Source organism: Flavobacterium sp. CG_9.10, from assembly GCF_015752245.1.
Taxonomy (GTDB): Bacteria; Bacteroidota; Bacteroidia; order Flavobacteriales; family Flavobacteriaceae; genus Flavobacterium.
Genome location: NZ_JADOVD010000027.1, coordinates 1 through 18,382 on the forward strand (window position 1 = coordinate 1; position 18,382 = coordinate 18,382).

The following is an 18,382-nucleotide window of genomic DNA, read 5'->3' on the forward strand; positions in this document are numbered from 1 at the left end:
TTTTTTTTGTCAAAGCATCAACTGAATATGACAAAAGATTTTTTAGTTCAATTTGTCCTTTCAAATTTTGTCTAAAAATACTATGATAGCACTCGTTAATTTTGCGACAAATAAATTCTATTTGATTTATTGCTAAAGATGATTTTTCTTTTATCAAATAGTCCATAACTCCTTCGTTATTCAATTCAAATTCCACAAAATAATACTCAATTATGGACTGAACATTTGTTTCATTTTTCGGATAAATATTTAGTTTTTTTTGCGGTAGCATTTAATTTTTATGGGTGTTAATTAGATGATAAGTTGGAATCAAAATGTTTTTGGGAAAGGAATAAATCTAAATAGATCATTTTGATAAATTCCTTCTCTCCGCAAAAACAGATTAGTATTTGTTTTTTTTACAACTAATTCTAAAATATTAGTCGAAGGTGATGGAGTGCCATAAATAGTGTATTCATCATTGCCAAATTTAAATGTTTTCTCGTCAAATGTGACAACAAAATCCCTTGATTGAGAATAGTTGTTTAAATAATAGCGGTCAATTATAGAAAATAATTCGCCCGTTTTTGTGTGATAACTTCCTTTAACATCTAGTGGACTTGTTTTAGAATGTTTGTAAATATTTATTGATATTATTTCATACGAACTAATATTACCGCGGTAATTGGTAGCATGCCAAACTTTATTATCATCTAAGATAGGTTTATAACCTTCTATTGATTCGGGCAAAATATTCCTAACATAAATGCCATCTGTTCTAAAGGGATAATTATTCATAACTATGTGTTTTAAATTAGTTATTGCTAACGTCTGGGCGTAAAGTTGTTACCGGCAGTTTTTATTTGTATTTATTTCCACTTTCATTACAATATTTTTCGACTTCCTCTAACCACGTGTCATACCAGTACCAAGTTTTTACTACTTGAGTACCATAGCCATTTTGAGGATTTTTACCATCTTTTTCTTTCCATAAAACTGTATGTTGGTATGCATTAAAGTACTGAAAACCTTTAGCCTGCATTGATTCAAATACTTCACTAGGCAAATGCTTTTTCTTTTCTCTTTCTTTTACTAAAACATATTCTTTATTTAAGCCTTGAGCTTCGGGTGAATTTGCAGGAATAAATTCTATTACTTTATCAGCTTGTCCTTTTCTATTTACAGATTTCGGAACATACAAAACACGATATGAATATTTAATATCATTATAGTCAGCGTCTGAAAGCTCTTCATCAAAGTCATTTATATAAGCAGCAATATTTTGAGGTAAATCTGTAAATTTCCTCAATTGATTAACGTGCTCTTCCTTAATTGTAGAAAATTGTAGAGAAAATGACAGATGCTTATCAATTCCGTAATCGTCTCCAAATAATTGTTTTATATATTGGTTGAAGTTTAAGCAACAAGCTTGAAATCTAGCACTCAAATATTCATCAATCCTAGTTGTCATTTGATGTTCAATTTCGTGTCTTAGACCAATTAAAAATTTCAAATTTGCCTTTGATATATTATCAACAGGACATTTATCATCATCTAAACATTTTTCTAATTCCCAAAACTTATATGCTCCTTTTTTAGTTCTATCAAATTTCTTTCTTTGTCCTGCTTGTTTAAAGTATCTATATTCAATTTTATTGTGACGATAATAAGCGTGTAATAAATACATCCAAGAAATATTGGAGAGAATAATAAAATTTTCAGATTTAAAATAAATATTTGGATTATTAAATATTTGAACAGCAGAAAGCATTGCTTCCCTCGATTTAATTAATAATTCTTCTTTGTACGATTTTATTTTTCTAACTCTTTGTTTCATATTGATTTAAAAATAATGGTAACTTGTATATATGACAACAAAACTTATTTTAGACACTTATTTTTGTATAGATTATTTAAAATTTGTAATGTGGTAGTTTCTCAAATATATGATTAATTCTAAAATAAAAAAGCCCTAGACGTAGTCCAGGACTTTTTTAATGAATAAGAAATTCTGCTATTATTTTGAATATTTTACCATTGCTTGGTAATAATTAAATTCTTTTGATACTGAAACAGCTACTCCTCCTAGAGGGACGTAACCTTCTTTAATTTTCATCAATACCATTTCTCGTAAAGCACCAGAATTTCTTTGACTTTCTAATATTATATAATCTTCAATTTTATTTTCCATTATTGTACGTTTTAAATTTATAGTTTTTATAATATTATTCTTATAAAATGTATTAATAGGAGTTATAGGCGATAGATAATCTAGGGCTTTTGTACTATAAATGTAATCCTCTATCAAAATCAATGAGATATGGTTGGGGGATGGTCATTCTAATGTTTGCCGTGTTCTGAACTGAACCCATCGAAAAATTATGAGTGCTGATTAAATCTGCAACAAAATCATTACAGTTAATTCTATGGAGAACTTTTTTAGCTCTTCCTTTTGTAAACTTTCTTTTTAAAGGAGGAGTGAATTTGATTAAGTTGGAATAGCAATGAATCCTACCTTCGCTACCCCAAGCACCTTGAACTTGGTTATCTTCCCACATAAGGCCAATTGACCCATCTGATTTGGCTAGAAAGCCCAAAGTTTCATAATATTCATTTTGGGAATCAAATCTCATTCTGTTTTTTTTTCCGAAAAGAGGTTGGTACATTTTTTTTGGTTTTAATTGTCGTTATAAATATGTGCTAATTCAGTCTTTATTTGTCTAAAGTTTAAATCTAAATTTAATGTTTTTGATAGTCCGGTATTTATGCAATATATAAAAGATTCCTTTCTGTAATAGAGTTCGTTTTTTTCTAGAGATCTTTCTATATTGTCTGCTTTCGCAAGTAAACAAACTAATTGGTAGTCACTATTTGTTGAATCTGTTTTATTACTCGGATGAGCTTTTGTATAATGTTGAGTTGCAGTTAACTTAATTAAGTTTTCTAAATAATGTGCAAGTTGAGGAAATTTACTTTTTGAAAATATATGATGTATTTGTGTAGCCTCACCGTTACTCCAGTAATCTTTCACTTCACTTTCGGTGTACATTTTTCTTATTTGGTTCATTGCTTTTTGAACTAAATACGCATTAAATTCTGTTCCTTGTACGATAGTTTGCTCGCTTATATTTAGAGCTTCTTGGCGAGAAATGGTTTTGTCTTTAGATAAATCACGCCAATTTTTCCTGTTATACATTAAGTCTGTATAGTAAAACTGACTAGTAGACATTCTACCTTTGACTGAACCAGGCAAATTGTTTTCACATGCAAATACATTAAGTATTTTAGGATAAATCCTTCTAATTTCTACTTCCCCATTTATAGCTGTATTACCAATAATAAATTTTATAAAACGATTTTGTAAATCCTCAAAATCTGTTTGTGTTAGATTTTTTTGCTCACATTTGGTTTTATAAGTTTCAAAAAACTTTATTAACCCACTATCGGATAAGACTTTTACAAAATATTGGTAGAGGAAATTGTAAGCGTTTTTATCTTTTAATGAGATATATTCTAATACTGATAAATTTGATATTTTGTAAAAGTTTCTATTTCCTTTTTTTTCTATATGTAAAACATGAGCGTAAGCCAATAGCCGCAATGGTTGTTGAATAAATTTATCATATTCGCTTTTCGTTGTCGGATTTGTAGCTGATGGTTTATTGAAGATTGCTTTTACGTTTTTTATAAAGTATTGGGAATCCCAAATATCTTGAACCGTAAACTCTTTGTTAGGCTCACTTTCTCTTAAATTTATAATACAGTCGGCAATAATGCAGACTACATCGGGTGTGCATTTTTGGTCCATAAATCTAGCATCACCAGACTTCCTTACATCTAAATCAAAATTTTCTAAATATTCCTTAATCATTTTTTGTACTTAAAATTCCGAAAAAGAAAACGGAATTGTTATCAATATTTAAAGAACGTGTTCCACAGTTTCGTGCTATGGAATAAAACTTGCTAAATTCTTCAGTACCAAAATACTCTAAATCTTTCTCATTTACTTGGCGGCTACCGTTCCTTAAAGTTAAAATAGCGACAGAACCATCAACAATTGAGTTTTTTGGTAAAAAACAAGCTCTCGGATTGTACGTTAAGTTAGGTACTAAAACAGCAGTTTCATTATTAATGAATTTCCTTACGTCTAACGCATCAATATCATCGGTATAACAATCATAATCTTTTATATTTATTGTTTTGTTTGAGGCAATATTTCGTGACTTTAAAACCCTGAAATGTCCTTTGTCTTTGGTTATCTTTTTTGTTATTTGTCGGTCTCTATAGGCGTTGAAAACGTTAAATTTCAATTTACTTGAAATACTATCAAACAAGTCGTTTCTATAGATTAACCAATACGGAAAGTCTTTTGAGAAAATATATTCTTGTTTTTTAAAAGTGATTTCTTTTGTTATATATGATTCAATTTCAATAATATTTTTAAGTGGTTTTTTATGAGTGTAAGCAATGAAACTAATAGTTTCTATTTTCACTCCCTTAAAACCTTTTTCTCCGTAATCTGTTATTTTAGTTATTTTTAGTTTTTCTAACAATTCCCTTGTTTTATTGAATTCTGGAGAATTGATTAAACTTTTAGGGATAATCAAAGCTACTACACGTCCAAGGGTTAAGGATTTTTCAATAAAATATGAAAATATATTATTTGTATCAGTATTGAAAACATCTTTTTTGTAGGAGCTTAATAATGATTTTGCATTCGTGATTTTTTTAAATGGAGGATTACCAACAACTATATCATATTTGTTTTCAAAACTGTATAACAGAAAATCAGAATTAATGAAATTTATACTGATGTTTTGAGGAATATCTAAAGTTTTTAATAATAATTTTAATGTGTTTATTGAGTTTTCATCGATATCGACAACGTCAATGATTACTTCATTTACAGTTTTATATTTTTCAATTAATAGAGGTAAAAAATTACCGACACCAATAGATGGCTCTAAAATCCGTAACCGTTTGAATTCTTTAGCCTCAGGTAGATCTTTTATTACTGAATAGCAAATATCTTGACTTGTATAATAAGCAGAATTTTCTGTTCGAGCTGTATTTGATAATTCTGCAATTTTTGAAAGAATTGAGAAAGGAAATTTAAAGCTGTTTTCCTTAATGAATGAATTTAAATTTTCAATTTTTTCTAATTCTTTATCTTCAATTAGCCTTTTAATACTTTGTTCATTAAAATTATTACTAACTAAGTAATTTTTTATTTTGTGGGCTATTTGCTGAAAAATAATTGTTGGGACTGCTTCACCCAAGCAATGACGAATATTCATTTCTTGTTTTTTAAGAAACGTTTCTTTGTCCTTTATAGGAAGTTTATTCAATTCTTCAATCGTTTTTTCAGTCCATTTAAAGTCGTGTGGTACAGACATCATTAACATGATTTCTCGGATGCTAAATACTCTATCATCAACTGGATGAACGGTGTTTTGGCTTGATAAGATATCATTACGAGTATGGATGCAAGGCGCAACTTTATTCCAATATTGTCTTTTGTATTTGTCTCCGTTTTTGTTAGCGTTATACACTATTTCTCCATCAATTAACTTATGTGGAATTCTGTTTAAGTCTTTGTTGTCAAATGCAGATTCACCTTCTTTAAGTTTTGAAATCCAACTTTGCATTGTCGGAGTATACTTTTTAAAACTATGATAAATATCGGTTTTTGATATCTTCCCCATTGTTTTTAAACTTGGTAGATCTCCAATTATGTCCTTTAATTTTATTTCATTTGATAAATTAGGTAAAATGTTAAAAGGCGTAACTTCTTTTAAATCTTTTCTTGTTCCAACTACTAAAGTACGGGTTCTGCTTGATGGATTTCCATAATCTTTAAAATTTAAAACTTGATAATTTATGTGATATGTCCCCGCAAGATTTACTTCAATTGCTTGTTTTATAGTTTTATCTTTCCCATCAATGTCGGTGCACTCTGTGTTTAAAAAGGCTCTCACATTTTCGAAAACAAAGAATTTAGGCTTTATTTGTTTAGTTAGTAAAATGGATTCTATAACTAAAGAGTTTCTATTTAATTCATCACCTTTTTTATGATTTGCAACCGACATTCCTTGACATGGAGGTGTTGCAATTAATACATCTAAAGTCTTAACTTTTTCCTTAATACCCCATTTTAATAGTTCGTTATGGATTTTGTTTTTAGCTTCTGTTGTCGTTATGTCATCGCTAATATATGCAGTATCATAAGTACACTTTTTATTATAACGTTGAATAGCAAGTCGTTTCTCTAAAATTTCAACAGTTGCAACACAAGAAAATTTTTCTAAACTGAAACCATGGCAACCAATCCCAGCGCTACTAAATAAACTAATGTATGTTAAAGTGTCTTTTGATTTCATTTTATTTTTTTGGTTTGCAAAAATACGAAAAAACGAAGTCTTAGTATGGTAGAACTTTATTATTATAAGGCCTACTTTCTAAATGACTTATTTGTATTATAGGTTTTGTATTAAATTAAAATTATATTATTTGTCTTATTATAGTTTCTTGTTTACTTAGAATATTTCCCAGTTAAATCCATTATTTGTAATATAGACATATTGCTTTTGTATCTCCAATAAATTATGCTCATAATTTTACTTTTCCGTGTTTAAAGTTTTACTCAATTTCAAAATCTCTTCCATTGGGTCCGGCGCATCTTCTTTTTTGACTACAGGTTTTGCAGCTGCTTTTTTTGATTTGTCAGCTTTTGGATTGTATGCAATTACATCTTCATTCAAAATAAAACGAATGTATCTTGGCGTGTCGCTTTTCATTCCTTCCGCTAAAATTTCTTTGATCCGTTTGTTCAGTGGTTCGATTAGGTTTGGATATTTCTGCAGCTGCATTATAACTTCTTTTATGAAAGCGTCATTTTTAGGCTTGGAGGTGGTTTCGTATATGGATTGAAAAAGAGGAATCAATTCTAAAAGTAGATCGTTTGTCGTTTTTACGTTCATTGTATTTTTTCGAAACAATTTGAAACGTAACATTTCAACGGTTCTACCATTACGCTCTTCGGTAAATTCAAAATACACATCACATTGACCGAGATCATACAGCTCTTTTAATTCTCGTTTTGCAACCTGGAGAACACGCTCATTTAAGAGCGCGTAGCGGTTGTATTTTTCTTCTAGTATAAAAGACTTTCGTAATTCGTCAACTGAGATTCTGAAACCGTCTGTGCCCTGCCATTTTTGGCAAAGTTCATACATTCTCTGGCTCCATTTACTTTTTAAAGACATTGCCACGTGCAAAGAATAGGCAGTATATTGACTTGAAAGTTCCACAAGGAACGGCATTAACTTATGTGAAACTTGAATTTCTGCAATTCCTTTTTTGATGTGAGCGTAGTTTATAAAACCGCAAGTCATCCAATCATCTTCTTCCTCATTTGCGTAAGTGAAATTTCTAGAGCGAAATTTCTCTAAGGCTTTCCGGGTTTCTTTTTTGTTGTCCTCCTGGTTCACTTCTTTGCATAAATCAGAAACTCGAATATTTAAAATCAAATCATCAAATAAATCCCGCTGGCCTGTATTATATTTGCTTCGCACTTCTTTGATGATATAGTAGAATATCCTTTTCTCGATAAGAGTTAGTTCATACCTTGAAGAAGTGAGTCGATTATCCTGGGCGATGACGATTTCTTTCATACTTTTGAGTTTTAAAAAATCAAATGTAACTTATTTAAAGTACTGTAACAAGAAAGTAGTAACAAAAGGGTAAAAAAAAGGGTAAATAAGTAACTAATAGAGGTAATAAAGTAACTAAAGGGGGTAATAAAGTAACTTAAAAACTCGTGAACCCCAGTAAAACAAGGGGTTTACAGCTCCTAAAAAGGTACTAAAAAAGACCTAAAAACTACTTTAAGCATAAATTGAGAAAAAAAAGGAATTTTAATTGATTATATTGAACTCAGAAATTCGAAATTGAATGTTATAACAGTTCATCGAGAAGAAAAAAAAAGGTAATAAATGAGAGAGTAAACCGGGCCGCGCGGCTCTTTTTGTAACTATTTGATTTTCAATTAGTTGCATTTTGTGAATTTGCGAAATGAAAAGAGAGCTGCACAAATGTAGCTCTCTTTTTTTGTTCTTAGATCCGGCGCTTTTTAGCGGTTAAAATCTCGGTTACTTTTTTACCCCCTTTTTTAAACAACCCCTTAATTTTACTAGGATTTCACTGATTTTATTTTTTAAATACCAGACAATTAAAATACTTTATTTCAGTTACTCTTTTACTGATATGATTGTTTTTTAGCAAAATTTTTTCAAAAGAAAAAAGGGAAAAAAAGAAAGCCAAAAAATTAACGGAGTAATTCAATAAAAAACGGAATTTTAAAAAAATACTACCCGATAGGGTGGAGATTTTTTTAAAATAGCGTAGCGGTCTGTTTTGTTTGAATTATGTAGTTTTCCTTCGGCTTCTTTTGGTCGCTTTTCGGATTTAATTCGGTTTAAGAAAAAGGTGTTTATCTCAAAACAAAAGCACTAGCCGAGGGCATTAACAGGACTGAACAAAACCAAATTTTATATAATAAATATTGTTTAGTCCTGTTAATGCAACGGGGCGTCCGGCGCTTATTTTTTATACTGCCAACGAAAATAATCCTATTTATACCAAACTTTCTGGCAGTATAAAAAATTGCCTGCGACGGAACATAAACTACGGCGCGCCTCACAGCCACGAGCAATAAAGCGGTTTACCTACATTCTTTTCAAATGTAAAATCGTAAACCGCTTTATTGCTCTTTTTGTGGCGTAGATAGGGTTGGGGCGCGCTTCCTATTGTGCTAATGATAGTAGATAATATCCTTTTTCCAACTTTCGTTCTTAGAATGTTCCTTTGGGATTTTGATCGTAGAAATAAATGTTCTTTTGGAAACGGATTAACGACCGGAGGGAGTTACTAAAAAACAAGGTTATTACATTTTACTGCATTTTCGCAGGAAAATGTAATGTCCTTGCTACCGCTTACTTTTATTTTTCTAGTGTGGCTTGAAATAATTTTCGATGTTGCACTTTCGTTCTAAGCCACTCTAGAAAAACACTAAAAAAAACAAGCTTACAATTTTATTGTTGTGGTGGGGAGCTTTTTCCCCAACGCTCAAAAAATTGTGTGCTTGCTACCGCTTTTGGTTTTTATAATGTGCTGCTTTTTCGCAGCACTTTATAAAACCATTATCATAATTTATTTTATAGTTATTTATATTTAAAATGGAAGAATTTACGGTATTATTGCATTAAATAAGAAAGATGATTAAAGCTTTGTATATAGACTAAATTATAGATGGATTGGAAAATTTCGCATCGCTATTATACTAGTTAATAACAAGTTTCTGTAAAATAAAATTAACATCAAAACACAATAAATGAAATTAAAATTTATATTTCTACTACTATTAATTAAATCACTAAATACTTTTTCCCAATTAAATAAAACTGAAAAAGAAAATATCATATTAATAATTGAACAAACTGATCCTGTAGTTTCAGAGTTTATTTTTAATAAAAATAATTCGGAAATTATTATTAAAGAATACCAGTATGATTTTAAATATGGAGAATATATAAAAGAGGAAAAACCATATAGAAATAGTGTTTTAAATTATAATTCTGATGGCATTTTAAAATTTGATTATTGGGGTAGTGAAATAAGCTTGGGCAAAAAAGGGGAGCAATTAAATAAGCCTTATTTAAAATATAAATACAATGCTAATGGGGAAATAATTGGAGTATTTTATTATTCAAATACAAGTGGCGCACTCCAAAAAAGATTTGTATTTATTTACAATATTAAGAACCAAATAAGTGAAATAATTCAATTTAATGGAGAAAGTAAATCAATTGAAAGCAAAAGTATATATAAATATAATCTTAACGGAGATAAAATATCATTGATTATCTATCAGCCTACATTAAACAAAAAATTTCCAAAGTTCGAAACTTTAAAAGTAAAATGGATTTATGATAATTACAATCGATTAGTTGCGTATCAAGAATACAAAAACAATTATGGATATTATTCGTTAGAACTAGTAAAACGAAGTCAAGGGAAATTAATAGATAAAACTTTAGAAGAAAATTTAAAAGAGCAAAAAAATAATTGGAAGGAATCTAAATTATTAGAATTTGGATATGAAAAAGAGAATCCTTTATGGATAACACGAAAAGAATTTTTACACAAATACAACTCAATAATTGACAAAGATTATAAAAGGTTAACAGAACTAATCATTTTTAATTAAAAGAATTTGTTAATCTTCGTTTGGTGAGATTGAGTTTATATTTGAAGTATTAACTATGGCGATGAATCGCACAGCGCTAATTATTTATTTTTTAAATAATATTCATAAATTGTATTAAAACTAAAACATAAAATTATGGGATTTTTAGACGGACTTAGATGGAAAAGTAATAATAAAAAAGTACAAGTGCAAGGTTGGAAAGCATGGAATGATAAGAGGTATAAATCAGGAAAAAATGATGTTAAAGGAGATGGATCTGTTTTTTATGATTTTGCTGCGAATGCAATTAATGCTTTTCTTAAAACTAGAAAGTAACAAAAAAGCCTGATTTATTCAGGCTTTTTTTTATGCTGAATTTCTATATAAGTTATATTCCCGGAATAAGTAATATTTGCAATGTTATTGCTTTTAATCTTTTGTAATTGCTTTTTGTATTCAGCAATCATCAAATTAGTTTTAGGTTTATAATGTTCAATCTGTTTTTCTAATTCTATAATTTTCTTTTTAACTTCATTCAGCTCATAGTTTGGTAAATCTGAATGTAGTTTGTTTTTTTCTTCTTGTAATTCGGCTAACTCCAAGTAGTAGTTTTTATTATCGTTTAGAAGCTGATTTTCTTCGTTTTTAAGCTTTATTTCTAGTTCATCAATCTTACTTGCTTTTGTAGCTAAAAGAGTGTCTTGAACGTGAGAAATAAAAACCAAGTTATATTTATTCTCAATTATAAATTTCTTCTTTATTTCTAAAGGATTATTGGCTAATGTAGTTCCGAAGTTAGAATATATAGTTGCTGTTGCAATGAATTTATTTTTCAATAGATCATTTAATTCAGATTCTTTTAAATTATCAATTTCGATTATAGTTTCGTGAATTTTATCTTTCGTTTTGTACGTTTTTAAAACTTTTACTAATAGTCCTGGAGTATCTTTTTTCAGCGATAAAATCTTATTATTTGTCAAAATAAACATTTCGTTATCTGAAGCCTGTATATAAGTTCCACTTCCTTTGTAATTGGTTTGATATATATTATAATCGTAATCTATAGTTAGAACATTTGGAGACTTCTTGTATTCTCTAATTTGGTGTTTTACATCATTAAAATTATTATTTACTGTGGACCAAAAACCATTAGCAAATAAATCTTGCATAAAGAAAGTTAGAAAACAAAACATAAAGAGAATAATACCTTCTTGACGAATATTACCGGATCGAATTCTCATTTCAGGATTAGCAGGAAGTACACAAGGATTTTTATAAAATGGATAGAATAATGGAATTCCTGCTAGAGTAACCATATCAAAAATTAGATGTGATAGAATTGAGAAAAATAAAATAGTTGAGATACTATAATCCTCCCTAAAATTCTTCTCAATAAATAGACTTATTAAATAAATTCCAATCAAAAAAAATATAGAATGTGTAATAGTTCGATGTCCATAATTTCGTGATAACCATTTAGCAATTGGATAAACTGATTTTCCTATCCAAGATTTAGTATGATCAATATCTGGTAATAATGAACCTAAAATAGTTACTACAATAAATACCGGATTTGCAAAAATATTAATGGAAAAAAAACTACAAAATAAACCTGTAAAAACAATCCCTCCTGTTATATGATTTGGTGCTGTCATATTCTTCTAATTAATTATTCTGTTGCCTCATTTCTTCTTCATAATCATCCATTTGGTCATCTCTAACATCATCTGTTGTATCTGTTCTTTCTATATTATTCTTTTTAGTAGTATTTGATTTAGATTTACAACTAGTCACGAATAAGTATAAAACACTAATAACCAGCACTTTAAATAAGGTATTCATATAATTCAGTATTAAAATTAAGTAATATAAATAAACATAGTAAACATAGTAAACATAAAAATATTATTAAACATATTAAACAAATATTATTGTGTAATATATATATAATCAGAAAGGCGCGCACCCGACAAAATAATGATATTGACGGGTTTGACTTTGTACCAATTTTGGACAAAAAAACTATATGAATTTTTTTCTAAAATTCGACATGAGCGGCCGAATCAAAAAGAGCGCAATCATGGCTAACGAGCCAATAAAACGCATGGTCGGCTCGTCCATTTCGCGCGACAAAAAGCGAAGCGAGGTTAGTAAACCGAGTGAAACAATTACAATCCACGTCATATCGATTTCGGGCAGCGCGCCCGAATGCCGAATTTCTCTAATTGTTTGCGTGTCCAAAAACGGCTCTTTTTTGTATCTATTAATTAGCTCCGTGATGGCGCGCGGATTTCCGACCGTTTGGTCGAAAATATGATTCCAAAACATTTCTCGATCCTGGACCTCCAAATTATTAGCTAATTGATTAATGAGCAGCATCGCTTCGCGGCGTGCCAAATTTTTAACTTCGATTTTCTCGAAGTTCCAAATAAAAGAAGTGTTTACCGCTTTGATTTCGCGCGCTCCTGCGACGATTACGAAAGTATCTTTCAAGCGTTCAATTACTTTCTTCGTCGTTGGTGTTATTGATGAAATATCATCAATAATCAAACAATATTCGAAAGCCGGAACGGACGCAATAATAGTATCACAAAGATGAATAACGTTTTCACGTTGTATTTTTTTATTGATTTCATCAGTTGTAAAATCCTTCCAGAGCATCGCCAAAACGGTTTCTTTTTCTTTAAAAAGATAAAGTAAAATTTGCGCTAATGATTTTTTGATATTGTCTGTATCGTCCAATCGTAGGACTTTCTTATCTGTTGTAATGTTCTTCAGTAAATGCGATTTACCAGAACCAATGGAGCCAATTACTAGAGTATTGATGTTCCGGTTTATGTTTTGGTTGATGTTTGTTAATTCGGTATTTCTCCCTACGGTAAAATAAGATTCAGTAAAATCAATATTTATAAGCTGCTCCCGAGGATTCGGGACCAGGAACAAATACATTTTTTTATACCATTTTGTAGGCGAAGCTGTGACAGCATTGACACGCTGCCGAAGTTCCTCGGTTGGAATTTCGGCATAAATTAAAGTAGTATTATAATTTTGATGGCCGAGCATCGTTTTTATTTCTGCTAATGATGAACCTGCAGAAAGATGATGTGTTGCAAACGAATGCCGTAAGGCGTGCGGATGCAAAGCCGGGACATTTATTTTTTTACTAATGAGGTTGATTGCTTCCCACATTGTTTTTCTTGAGATATGACCAAGAGAAGAAGTTTTGGAAGGAAACAGAAAAGAGTCACTTTCAATTGAGATTTCATTCTTTTTTAAATACTCGCCAATCGCCTGATAAAGTCGGTTTGATATCGGAATAGTTCGCAAGTGCTTTGCTCCTCTTTTCTTTGCAGATTGGATAGTAATATTTCGATTTTTAAAATCGAAATTTTTACATTTTATGCTGCAAGCTTCGGATATTCTTAAACCTGCATCTAACATTAAAAGCACAATTACTTTGTGCTTAACGTACTTGATTGACTCCAGAACCATTTGAGATTCTTCCTTGCTTATGTAATGGAATTGCTTTACTAACACAGGCATAAATTGAGGGTTAATGCTTTCTAATGGAGAGAATGTTTTACTGCAGGTGCCAGCCACCAACCCCAACGGGGCGCTTGCGTTTGGCTGGTGCTCGCAGAAAACATGAACGGAATTGCTTTTTTATCTAGCAGCGCTAATGATAATTATGACTAATTATGGGTATTACCCAATAAGTAGTCAAGCTCTTTTTTAAATGAAGGAGTTTTTATTTTCACTTCAAATTGTTTCATCTTTGAAATAAGACTTTTGTGTTTGGCTAGAATTACGAGGTTTCTATCTTGGTGATTTTTTTGCACGTTTAGCCAATCCTCTAGGGTAATTTTGTTGTTCTCATACTGTGATTTTTTAAGGTTAAAGATTTCCTTAGTCAGTGTGGTATTGTCTAATTCTAATTTCAAAATTTCGTATGTATCTAGAATTAGTTCGTATTCTTTTTCTAATTCTAAAAGATCATTTTCTTTTTTTTCAATGAGTTGAAATTTCAATTTTTCAAGCTCTATTTTATTTCGTTGTTTGTTCTGGTAGTAGTTGGATAGATTTGAAAGTGATATTCCCAGGTTAAATTTATTTTCTAAGAAATCATAATTTACGGAGGGCAGCACGGCTAAATATTGAAGTTTGTTTTTATCAGTATTGAAATTTATTAAGGAATCAATTTTTTGACTTTGAATTTTTTCAACTGTGGTAAACATTGGGTTTTTTGCTTGAGCAAAAAAATATGTGCTGTAAAAGAACAGTATAATATTAAATAATATTGATTTTATAGCTTTCATCCCAACATAAATATTAGACAATCCTGATTAAATGTAATGCTATATAATTAATAAACATAGTCTTATGAATTTTTAATTAATGATTTTAAAAATCGGCTTCATTAATTTTAGTAATCATAGTAAACAAATATTACTAAGTAAACATAAAATAGTATATTTGTGTGCAACGAAAAAAAAGGGACCGAATGGGAAAAGTATTAAGTATTAGTAATCATAAAGGCGGAGTTGGAAAAACAACTTCTGCGATTAATATTGGAGCGGGTTTAAATAAGCTAGGAAAAAAAGTTCTTTTGATTGATTTGGATCCACAAGCAAACCTTAGTCAAAGTTTAGGATTGATTAATCAAGAGAAAACTATTTATGGAGCTTTGAAAGGTGAGTATAAATTAAATCCTGTTTCGGTTCTAAAAGGTTTGGATGTGATTCCTTCAACATTGGATTTATCTGGAGCAGAAATCGAATTGAGTTCTGAACCAGGAAGAGAATATATTTTAAAGGAATTAATAGAGGATATCAGAAAAGACTACGATTATATAATTATTGATAGTCCGCCCTCTTTAGGACTACTTACCATAAATTCATTTACTGCAGCTGATGAAATTATCATTCCATTGCAAGCGCAATTTTTAGCGATGCAAGGTTTGGCCAAATTGGTCGAAGTGGTTGAAAAAATTAAAAGCAGATTAAACAAAGGATTGAAAGTTGGAGGTGTTTTTATTACTCAATATGATGGTAGAAAAGTATTGAATCGAGATGTTTTTGAAACGATAAATGAGCATTTCAAAAGTGAAGTTTTTAAAACTAAGATTAGAGATAATATCGCTTTAGCAGAAGCACCGGCACAAGGACAAGATATATTTAGATATAACGCTAAAAGTAATGGAGCAGAGGACTATTTGGCTCTAGCTAAGGAAATTATTAAAAGAAAGTAAACATAGTAATATAAGTAAACATATATTACTTAGTAAACACAAAACATTGAAGTTATGGCAAAGAAAAGTTTTTCAGGAGGATTAAGTTCATTGCTTGGAGATACCAAACAACCGGAACAAGCTGCAGAACCGAAAGAACCAAAAGCACCAAAAAAAGAAATTACTAAAAGTTCTCAAATTGGTACGAAAGAGAAAGAAACAAGAGCTACTTTTATAGTGAATGAAGATTTATTGGAGAAAATGAAATCGTTAGCTTATTGGGATCGAGTTCTAATCAAAGACATTGTAAACACTGCTTTTGAAGATTATATTGCACGTTACGAAAAAAAGAATGGTGAAGTAAAAGAGATGCCTAAAAAGTAGCTGATTATGGATATAGTTAAATTTAAAGTCACTTCTAAAACTATTAAAATAGAAGTTCGCAATACAAATAATTATGTGTTTGATTTTAATAAAGCTGTCGTAATGGAGAAAGAAGACCGGGATGTATTATTGAAATTATACAATGCGTTAGAGCTGCTTTTTAAGAAAGAAAACACCATCGATGGGAAAAACTATATTTCACCAAATCAAACGAATTTACTCGACCAGATTAATGAGGTTAGCGAGTAGTAAAAAAAGCCCTAGACTTAGTCTAGGGCTTTTTTTATGGTTGTTGTGTAATGAGTGTTATGCACTGTGCTTTATTTTTTTCATTATTATTTAAAATGGTAAGTCGTCTTGCTCAAAATTATTTTCGATAGTTTTGTATTTTACTTTAATTTTCATATCACAAGGCAAATAATCATTTCTGTAGTTATCATTACACATAATTATAGCTTCCTCATAAGTCCATTTTTTATCCAATTGAACATTATTTATTACCTTTTTTTGTTTGGTTCTTAATGCCTCTAAAACGTTAATTATTAAGTCGCAACACTCGTTTGTATTTTGGATTATTTGCTTTTCAGAAAATCTAATTATTCCCCAATTTATTTCTTTGAAAAAATCATTTCTACTACTGTCGGTTGACCTTTCATGATGAATTGGCAAGCCATTTTCTACAGAATATGGTTCGTCAATTTCAATAATTAAATGAAAATTTGTTTGGGAACAAATAATTAAAAAATCTGGTTGAAATGGGTTTTTACCGATATCTGGGACAACATCAACTGTTACTTGATTACCAAAATTTTTATAAAGGATTGACAAGAAAAAATTTTCACTTTTCCCTTTTGTAAATGCTTTCGTCTTTTTTCTGGATAAATATTGAGGTTCTAATGATTTTAGAAAAAAATCATTTTCAACTTTTAGTCTGTGTACGTCCGCTAGTTTTATTTTTTCCTTTTCATAATTCTTGAAATCTTGCTCCACAATTGTTTTAATTGTTTCAACATCTTCATAAAATCTGTTAGTCAAAATTTTAAATTCTTCGGGCTCTAATTCTTTAATCTCCGTATAACTACGCTTAAAAATTCCCGAAGCAAAGCCAATTATCAGAAATAATAAAATTGATACTAAAGATATTAAAGCAAATTCTAATGAAGAGTTACTATTTATAATGAAAAATATTAGAAAAGTCATTCCTAATGAAAATATTATTAAAAATGAACTATTTCTTTCTACGTTAATCGATTTCCATTTTTGTGGACGTTTAGGCAATTTATATTTTTCTTTATATGTACTACTTAAATAGAAATCCCTGAATGGTAAAGAAAATATCACATCTTTTTCTAAATTCAAAAAATCATTCAACGTTATTTCGGTTCTTTCATTTGATAAATTAAAGTAATTTTTGGTATCACAAAACACGGTTGATCGTAAATCATAAAAACTTATTCCTGAATGATCCCAAATTTGTTTATTTGAAATTTTTTTGTCAAATAAATCTAATATATCATTTGGAATAATAACAATGGGATAATAGTCATATTTCTCTTCTTCAAAATTAATTATTAAACTCATTTCCCAAATTTTAAAATTAGAAGTTTATTTTTATCCACTTTCGCAGCATTGTGCATAACATTTTGCTGCTTTGTGATGGTTGTAAAATCGTAACCGCTCAATTTACGGCTTAATTATAATTTTATGCAAAACGGTAATTCTACTAAATCACATACCATATCAAAACGGTTGTTAGCAGATGTTGTTATTATATTTCACCTTTTTTCCTCCAAGTTTTTTTCGTTATTATAAATATATATGCTTAACTTTTTTATTCCATCTTGTTTAGAGGTAATATTATTGCCAAACGACGGTTGGGCGTTCGGTTTTTCTAACTAATCGAACCAAATTCCTCCATCTGCAAAATCTAAATTAAATGATTTGCACTTTGGGCAGAAATTTTTACTTTTCTTATAATATTTATTATTCCAATGATGGTTTCCAATTTTCTTATCGTTAACGAACATTTTAGGTTCGTAATATGGAATATATCTATCATCTGTTTTTTCAACCGTAACATTACGGTAAAATAAATAAAGGATTCTTCGTTTAACTATTACGGAGCTTTTGTAATTGTAAAGATTTATCTCTTCAATCTCATTAGATTCAGTATTTAAAGCTGGTGCGCCACATTGAGTGCGATGATTTAATTTTCCGCCACCAACAGAAACTGCTTTCGTTTGGTATCCACATTTTTTACAAATCGGTATGATAGTAAAGCCCATTTTAAGTTTGTTTTTTTATACAGTACTATTAGATTTTTATTGAGATTTAAAATTATTTTTTAGTTATTTCGTTCTAAATAGTCAATATCAATTTCTGTCTTTTTTACATAATCTAAAAATTCTTGAGTTATTCGAATTCTATTTTGACTTCCATTCCATTCTGTTCTTTTTTTTGTCAAAGCATCAACTGAATATGACAAAAGATTTTTTAGTTCAATTTGTCCTTTCAAATTTTGTCTAAAAATACTATGATAGCACTCG

Annotated in this window: 20 protein-coding genes; 5 read left to right on the top strand and 15 right to left on the bottom strand. The window is 29.7% G+C overall.

The window, feature by feature from the left end:
- The 8 genes from IWX84_RS15435 to IWX84_RS15100 all read right to left on the bottom strand — a co-directional run.
- Positions 1-271 (bottom strand): hypothetical protein (locus IWX84_RS15435; protein ID WP_231385511.1); only part of this gene is annotated, 271 nt, incomplete at its 3' end.
- 38 nt (positions 272-309) lie between these two features.
- Positions 310-777, bottom strand: a complete 468-nt coding sequence (locus IWX84_RS15070) for a hypothetical protein (protein ID WP_196851579.1) — start codon at positions 775-777, stop codon at positions 310-312.
- Positions 778-838: 61 nt separating this feature from the next.
- Positions 839-1,816, bottom strand: a complete 978-nt coding sequence (locus IWX84_RS15075; protein ID WP_196851580.1) for a DUF3644 domain-containing protein — start codon at positions 1,814-1,816, stop codon at positions 839-841.
- 180 nt (positions 1,817-1,996) lie between these two features.
- A complete protein-coding gene (locus IWX84_RS15080) occupies positions 1,997-2,170 on the bottom strand; it encodes a hypothetical protein (RefSeq protein ID WP_196851581.1) in 174 nt (57 codons plus the stop codon).
- A 94-nt stretch (positions 2,171-2,264) separates the two neighbouring features.
- On the bottom strand, positions 2,265-2,645 hold the full coding sequence (locus tag IWX84_RS15085) for a hypothetical protein (protein ID WP_231385512.1): 381 nt from the start codon (positions 2,643-2,645) through the stop codon (positions 2,265-2,267).
- Between the two features lie 11 nt (positions 2,646-2,656).
- The gene (locus IWX84_RS15090; protein ID WP_196851583.1) at positions 2,657-3,850 is read right to left on the bottom strand and encodes a hypothetical protein; all 1,194 of its coding nucleotides are present in this window, start codon (positions 3,848-3,850) and stop codon (positions 2,657-2,659) included.
- Positions 3,843-6,359 (bottom strand): DNA (cytosine-5-)-methyltransferase, encoded by a 2,517-nt coding sequence (gene dcm / locus IWX84_RS15095; RefSeq protein ID WP_196851584.1) that lies wholly within the window; start codon positions 6,357-6,359, stop codon positions 3,843-3,845. Before dcm ends, IWX84_RS15090 begins: the two co-directional genes overlap by 8 nt.
- A gap of 237 nt (positions 6,360-6,596) precedes the next feature.
- Entirely contained in the window at positions 6,597-7,652 is a 1,056-nt protein-coding gene (locus IWX84_RS15100) for a replication initiation protein (RefSeq protein WP_196851585.1), read from the bottom strand.
- Positions 7,653-9,370: 1,718 nt separating this feature from the next.
- Here IWX84_RS15100 and IWX84_RS15105 point away from each other — a divergent pair.
- A complete protein-coding gene (locus IWX84_RS15105; protein ID WP_196851586.1) occupies positions 9,371-10,246 on the top strand; it encodes a hypothetical protein in 876 nt (291 codons plus the stop codon).
- 135 nt (positions 10,247-10,381) lie between these two features.
- On the top strand, positions 10,382-10,561 hold the full coding sequence (locus IWX84_RS15110; RefSeq protein ID WP_196851587.1) for a hypothetical protein: 180 nt from the start codon (positions 10,382-10,384) through the stop codon (positions 10,559-10,561).
- Positions 10,562-10,575: 14 nt separating this feature from the next.
- On the opposite strand, the gene IWX84_RS15115 is transcribed toward IWX84_RS15110, so the two are convergent.
- The 4 genes from IWX84_RS15115 to IWX84_RS15130 all read right to left on the bottom strand — a co-directional run bounded on the left by IWX84_RS15115 (position 10,576) and on the right by IWX84_RS15130 (position 14,460).
- Positions 10,576-11,880, bottom strand: coding sequence for a metal-dependent hydrolase (locus tag IWX84_RS15115; protein WP_196851588.1), 1,305 nt, complete (start codon positions 11,878-11,880; stop codon positions 10,576-10,578).
- 10 nt (positions 11,881-11,890) lie between these two features.
- The gene (locus tag IWX84_RS15120; protein ID WP_196851589.1) at positions 11,891-12,049 is read right to left on the bottom strand and encodes a hypothetical protein; all 159 of its coding nucleotides are present in this window, start codon (positions 12,047-12,049) and stop codon (positions 11,891-11,893) included.
- A gap of 198 nt (positions 12,050-12,247) precedes the next feature.
- Positions 12,248-13,768, bottom strand: coding sequence for a tyrosine-type recombinase/integrase (locus tag IWX84_RS15125; RefSeq protein ID WP_196851590.1), 1,521 nt, complete (start codon positions 13,766-13,768; stop codon positions 12,248-12,250).
- 149 nt (positions 13,769-13,917) lie between these two features.
- A complete protein-coding gene (locus IWX84_RS15130; RefSeq protein WP_196851591.1) occupies positions 13,918-14,460 on the bottom strand; it encodes a hypothetical protein in 543 nt (180 codons plus the stop codon).
- A gap of 266 nt (positions 14,461-14,726) precedes the next feature.
- Here IWX84_RS15130 and IWX84_RS15135 point away from each other — a divergent pair, with 266 nt between their 5' ends.
- From IWX84_RS15135 to IWX84_RS15145, 3 genes are read left to right on the top strand one after another with little or no spacing between them, the layout of a single operon-like run.
- Positions 14,727-15,473, top strand: a complete 747-nt coding sequence (locus IWX84_RS15135) for a ParA family protein (protein ID WP_196851592.1) — start codon at positions 14,727-14,729, stop codon at positions 15,471-15,473.
- Positions 15,474-15,527: 54 nt separating this feature from the next.
- Positions 15,528-15,836: a hypothetical protein gene (locus IWX84_RS15140; RefSeq protein ID WP_196851593.1), complete on the top strand. Its 309-nt coding sequence runs from the start codon at positions 15,528-15,530 to the stop codon at positions 15,834-15,836.
- A 6-nt stretch (positions 15,837-15,842) separates the two neighbouring features.
- Positions 15,843-16,085 (top strand): hypothetical protein, encoded by a 243-nt coding sequence (locus IWX84_RS15145; protein WP_196851594.1) that lies wholly within the window; start codon positions 15,843-15,845, stop codon positions 16,083-16,085.
- A gap of 90 nt (positions 16,086-16,175) precedes the next feature.
- On the opposite strand, the gene IWX84_RS15150 is transcribed toward IWX84_RS15145, so the two are convergent.
- The 3 genes from IWX84_RS15150 to IWX84_RS15160 form a co-directional block, all read right to left on the bottom strand.
- Complete coding sequence (locus tag IWX84_RS15150; protein ID WP_196851595.1) at positions 16,176-17,417, bottom strand: hypothetical protein; 1,242 nt, start codon at positions 17,415-17,417, stop codon at positions 16,176-16,178.
- Positions 17,418-17,731: 314 nt separating this feature from the next.
- A complete protein-coding gene (locus IWX84_RS15155) occupies positions 17,732-18,121 on the bottom strand; it encodes a hypothetical protein (protein WP_196851596.1) in 390 nt (129 codons plus the stop codon).
- Between the two features lie 59 nt (positions 18,122-18,180).
- Positions 18,181-18,382, bottom strand: a 202-nt coding sequence (locus tag IWX84_RS15160; RefSeq protein ID WP_231385513.1) for a hypothetical protein, incomplete at its 5' end; no start/stop codon positions are given.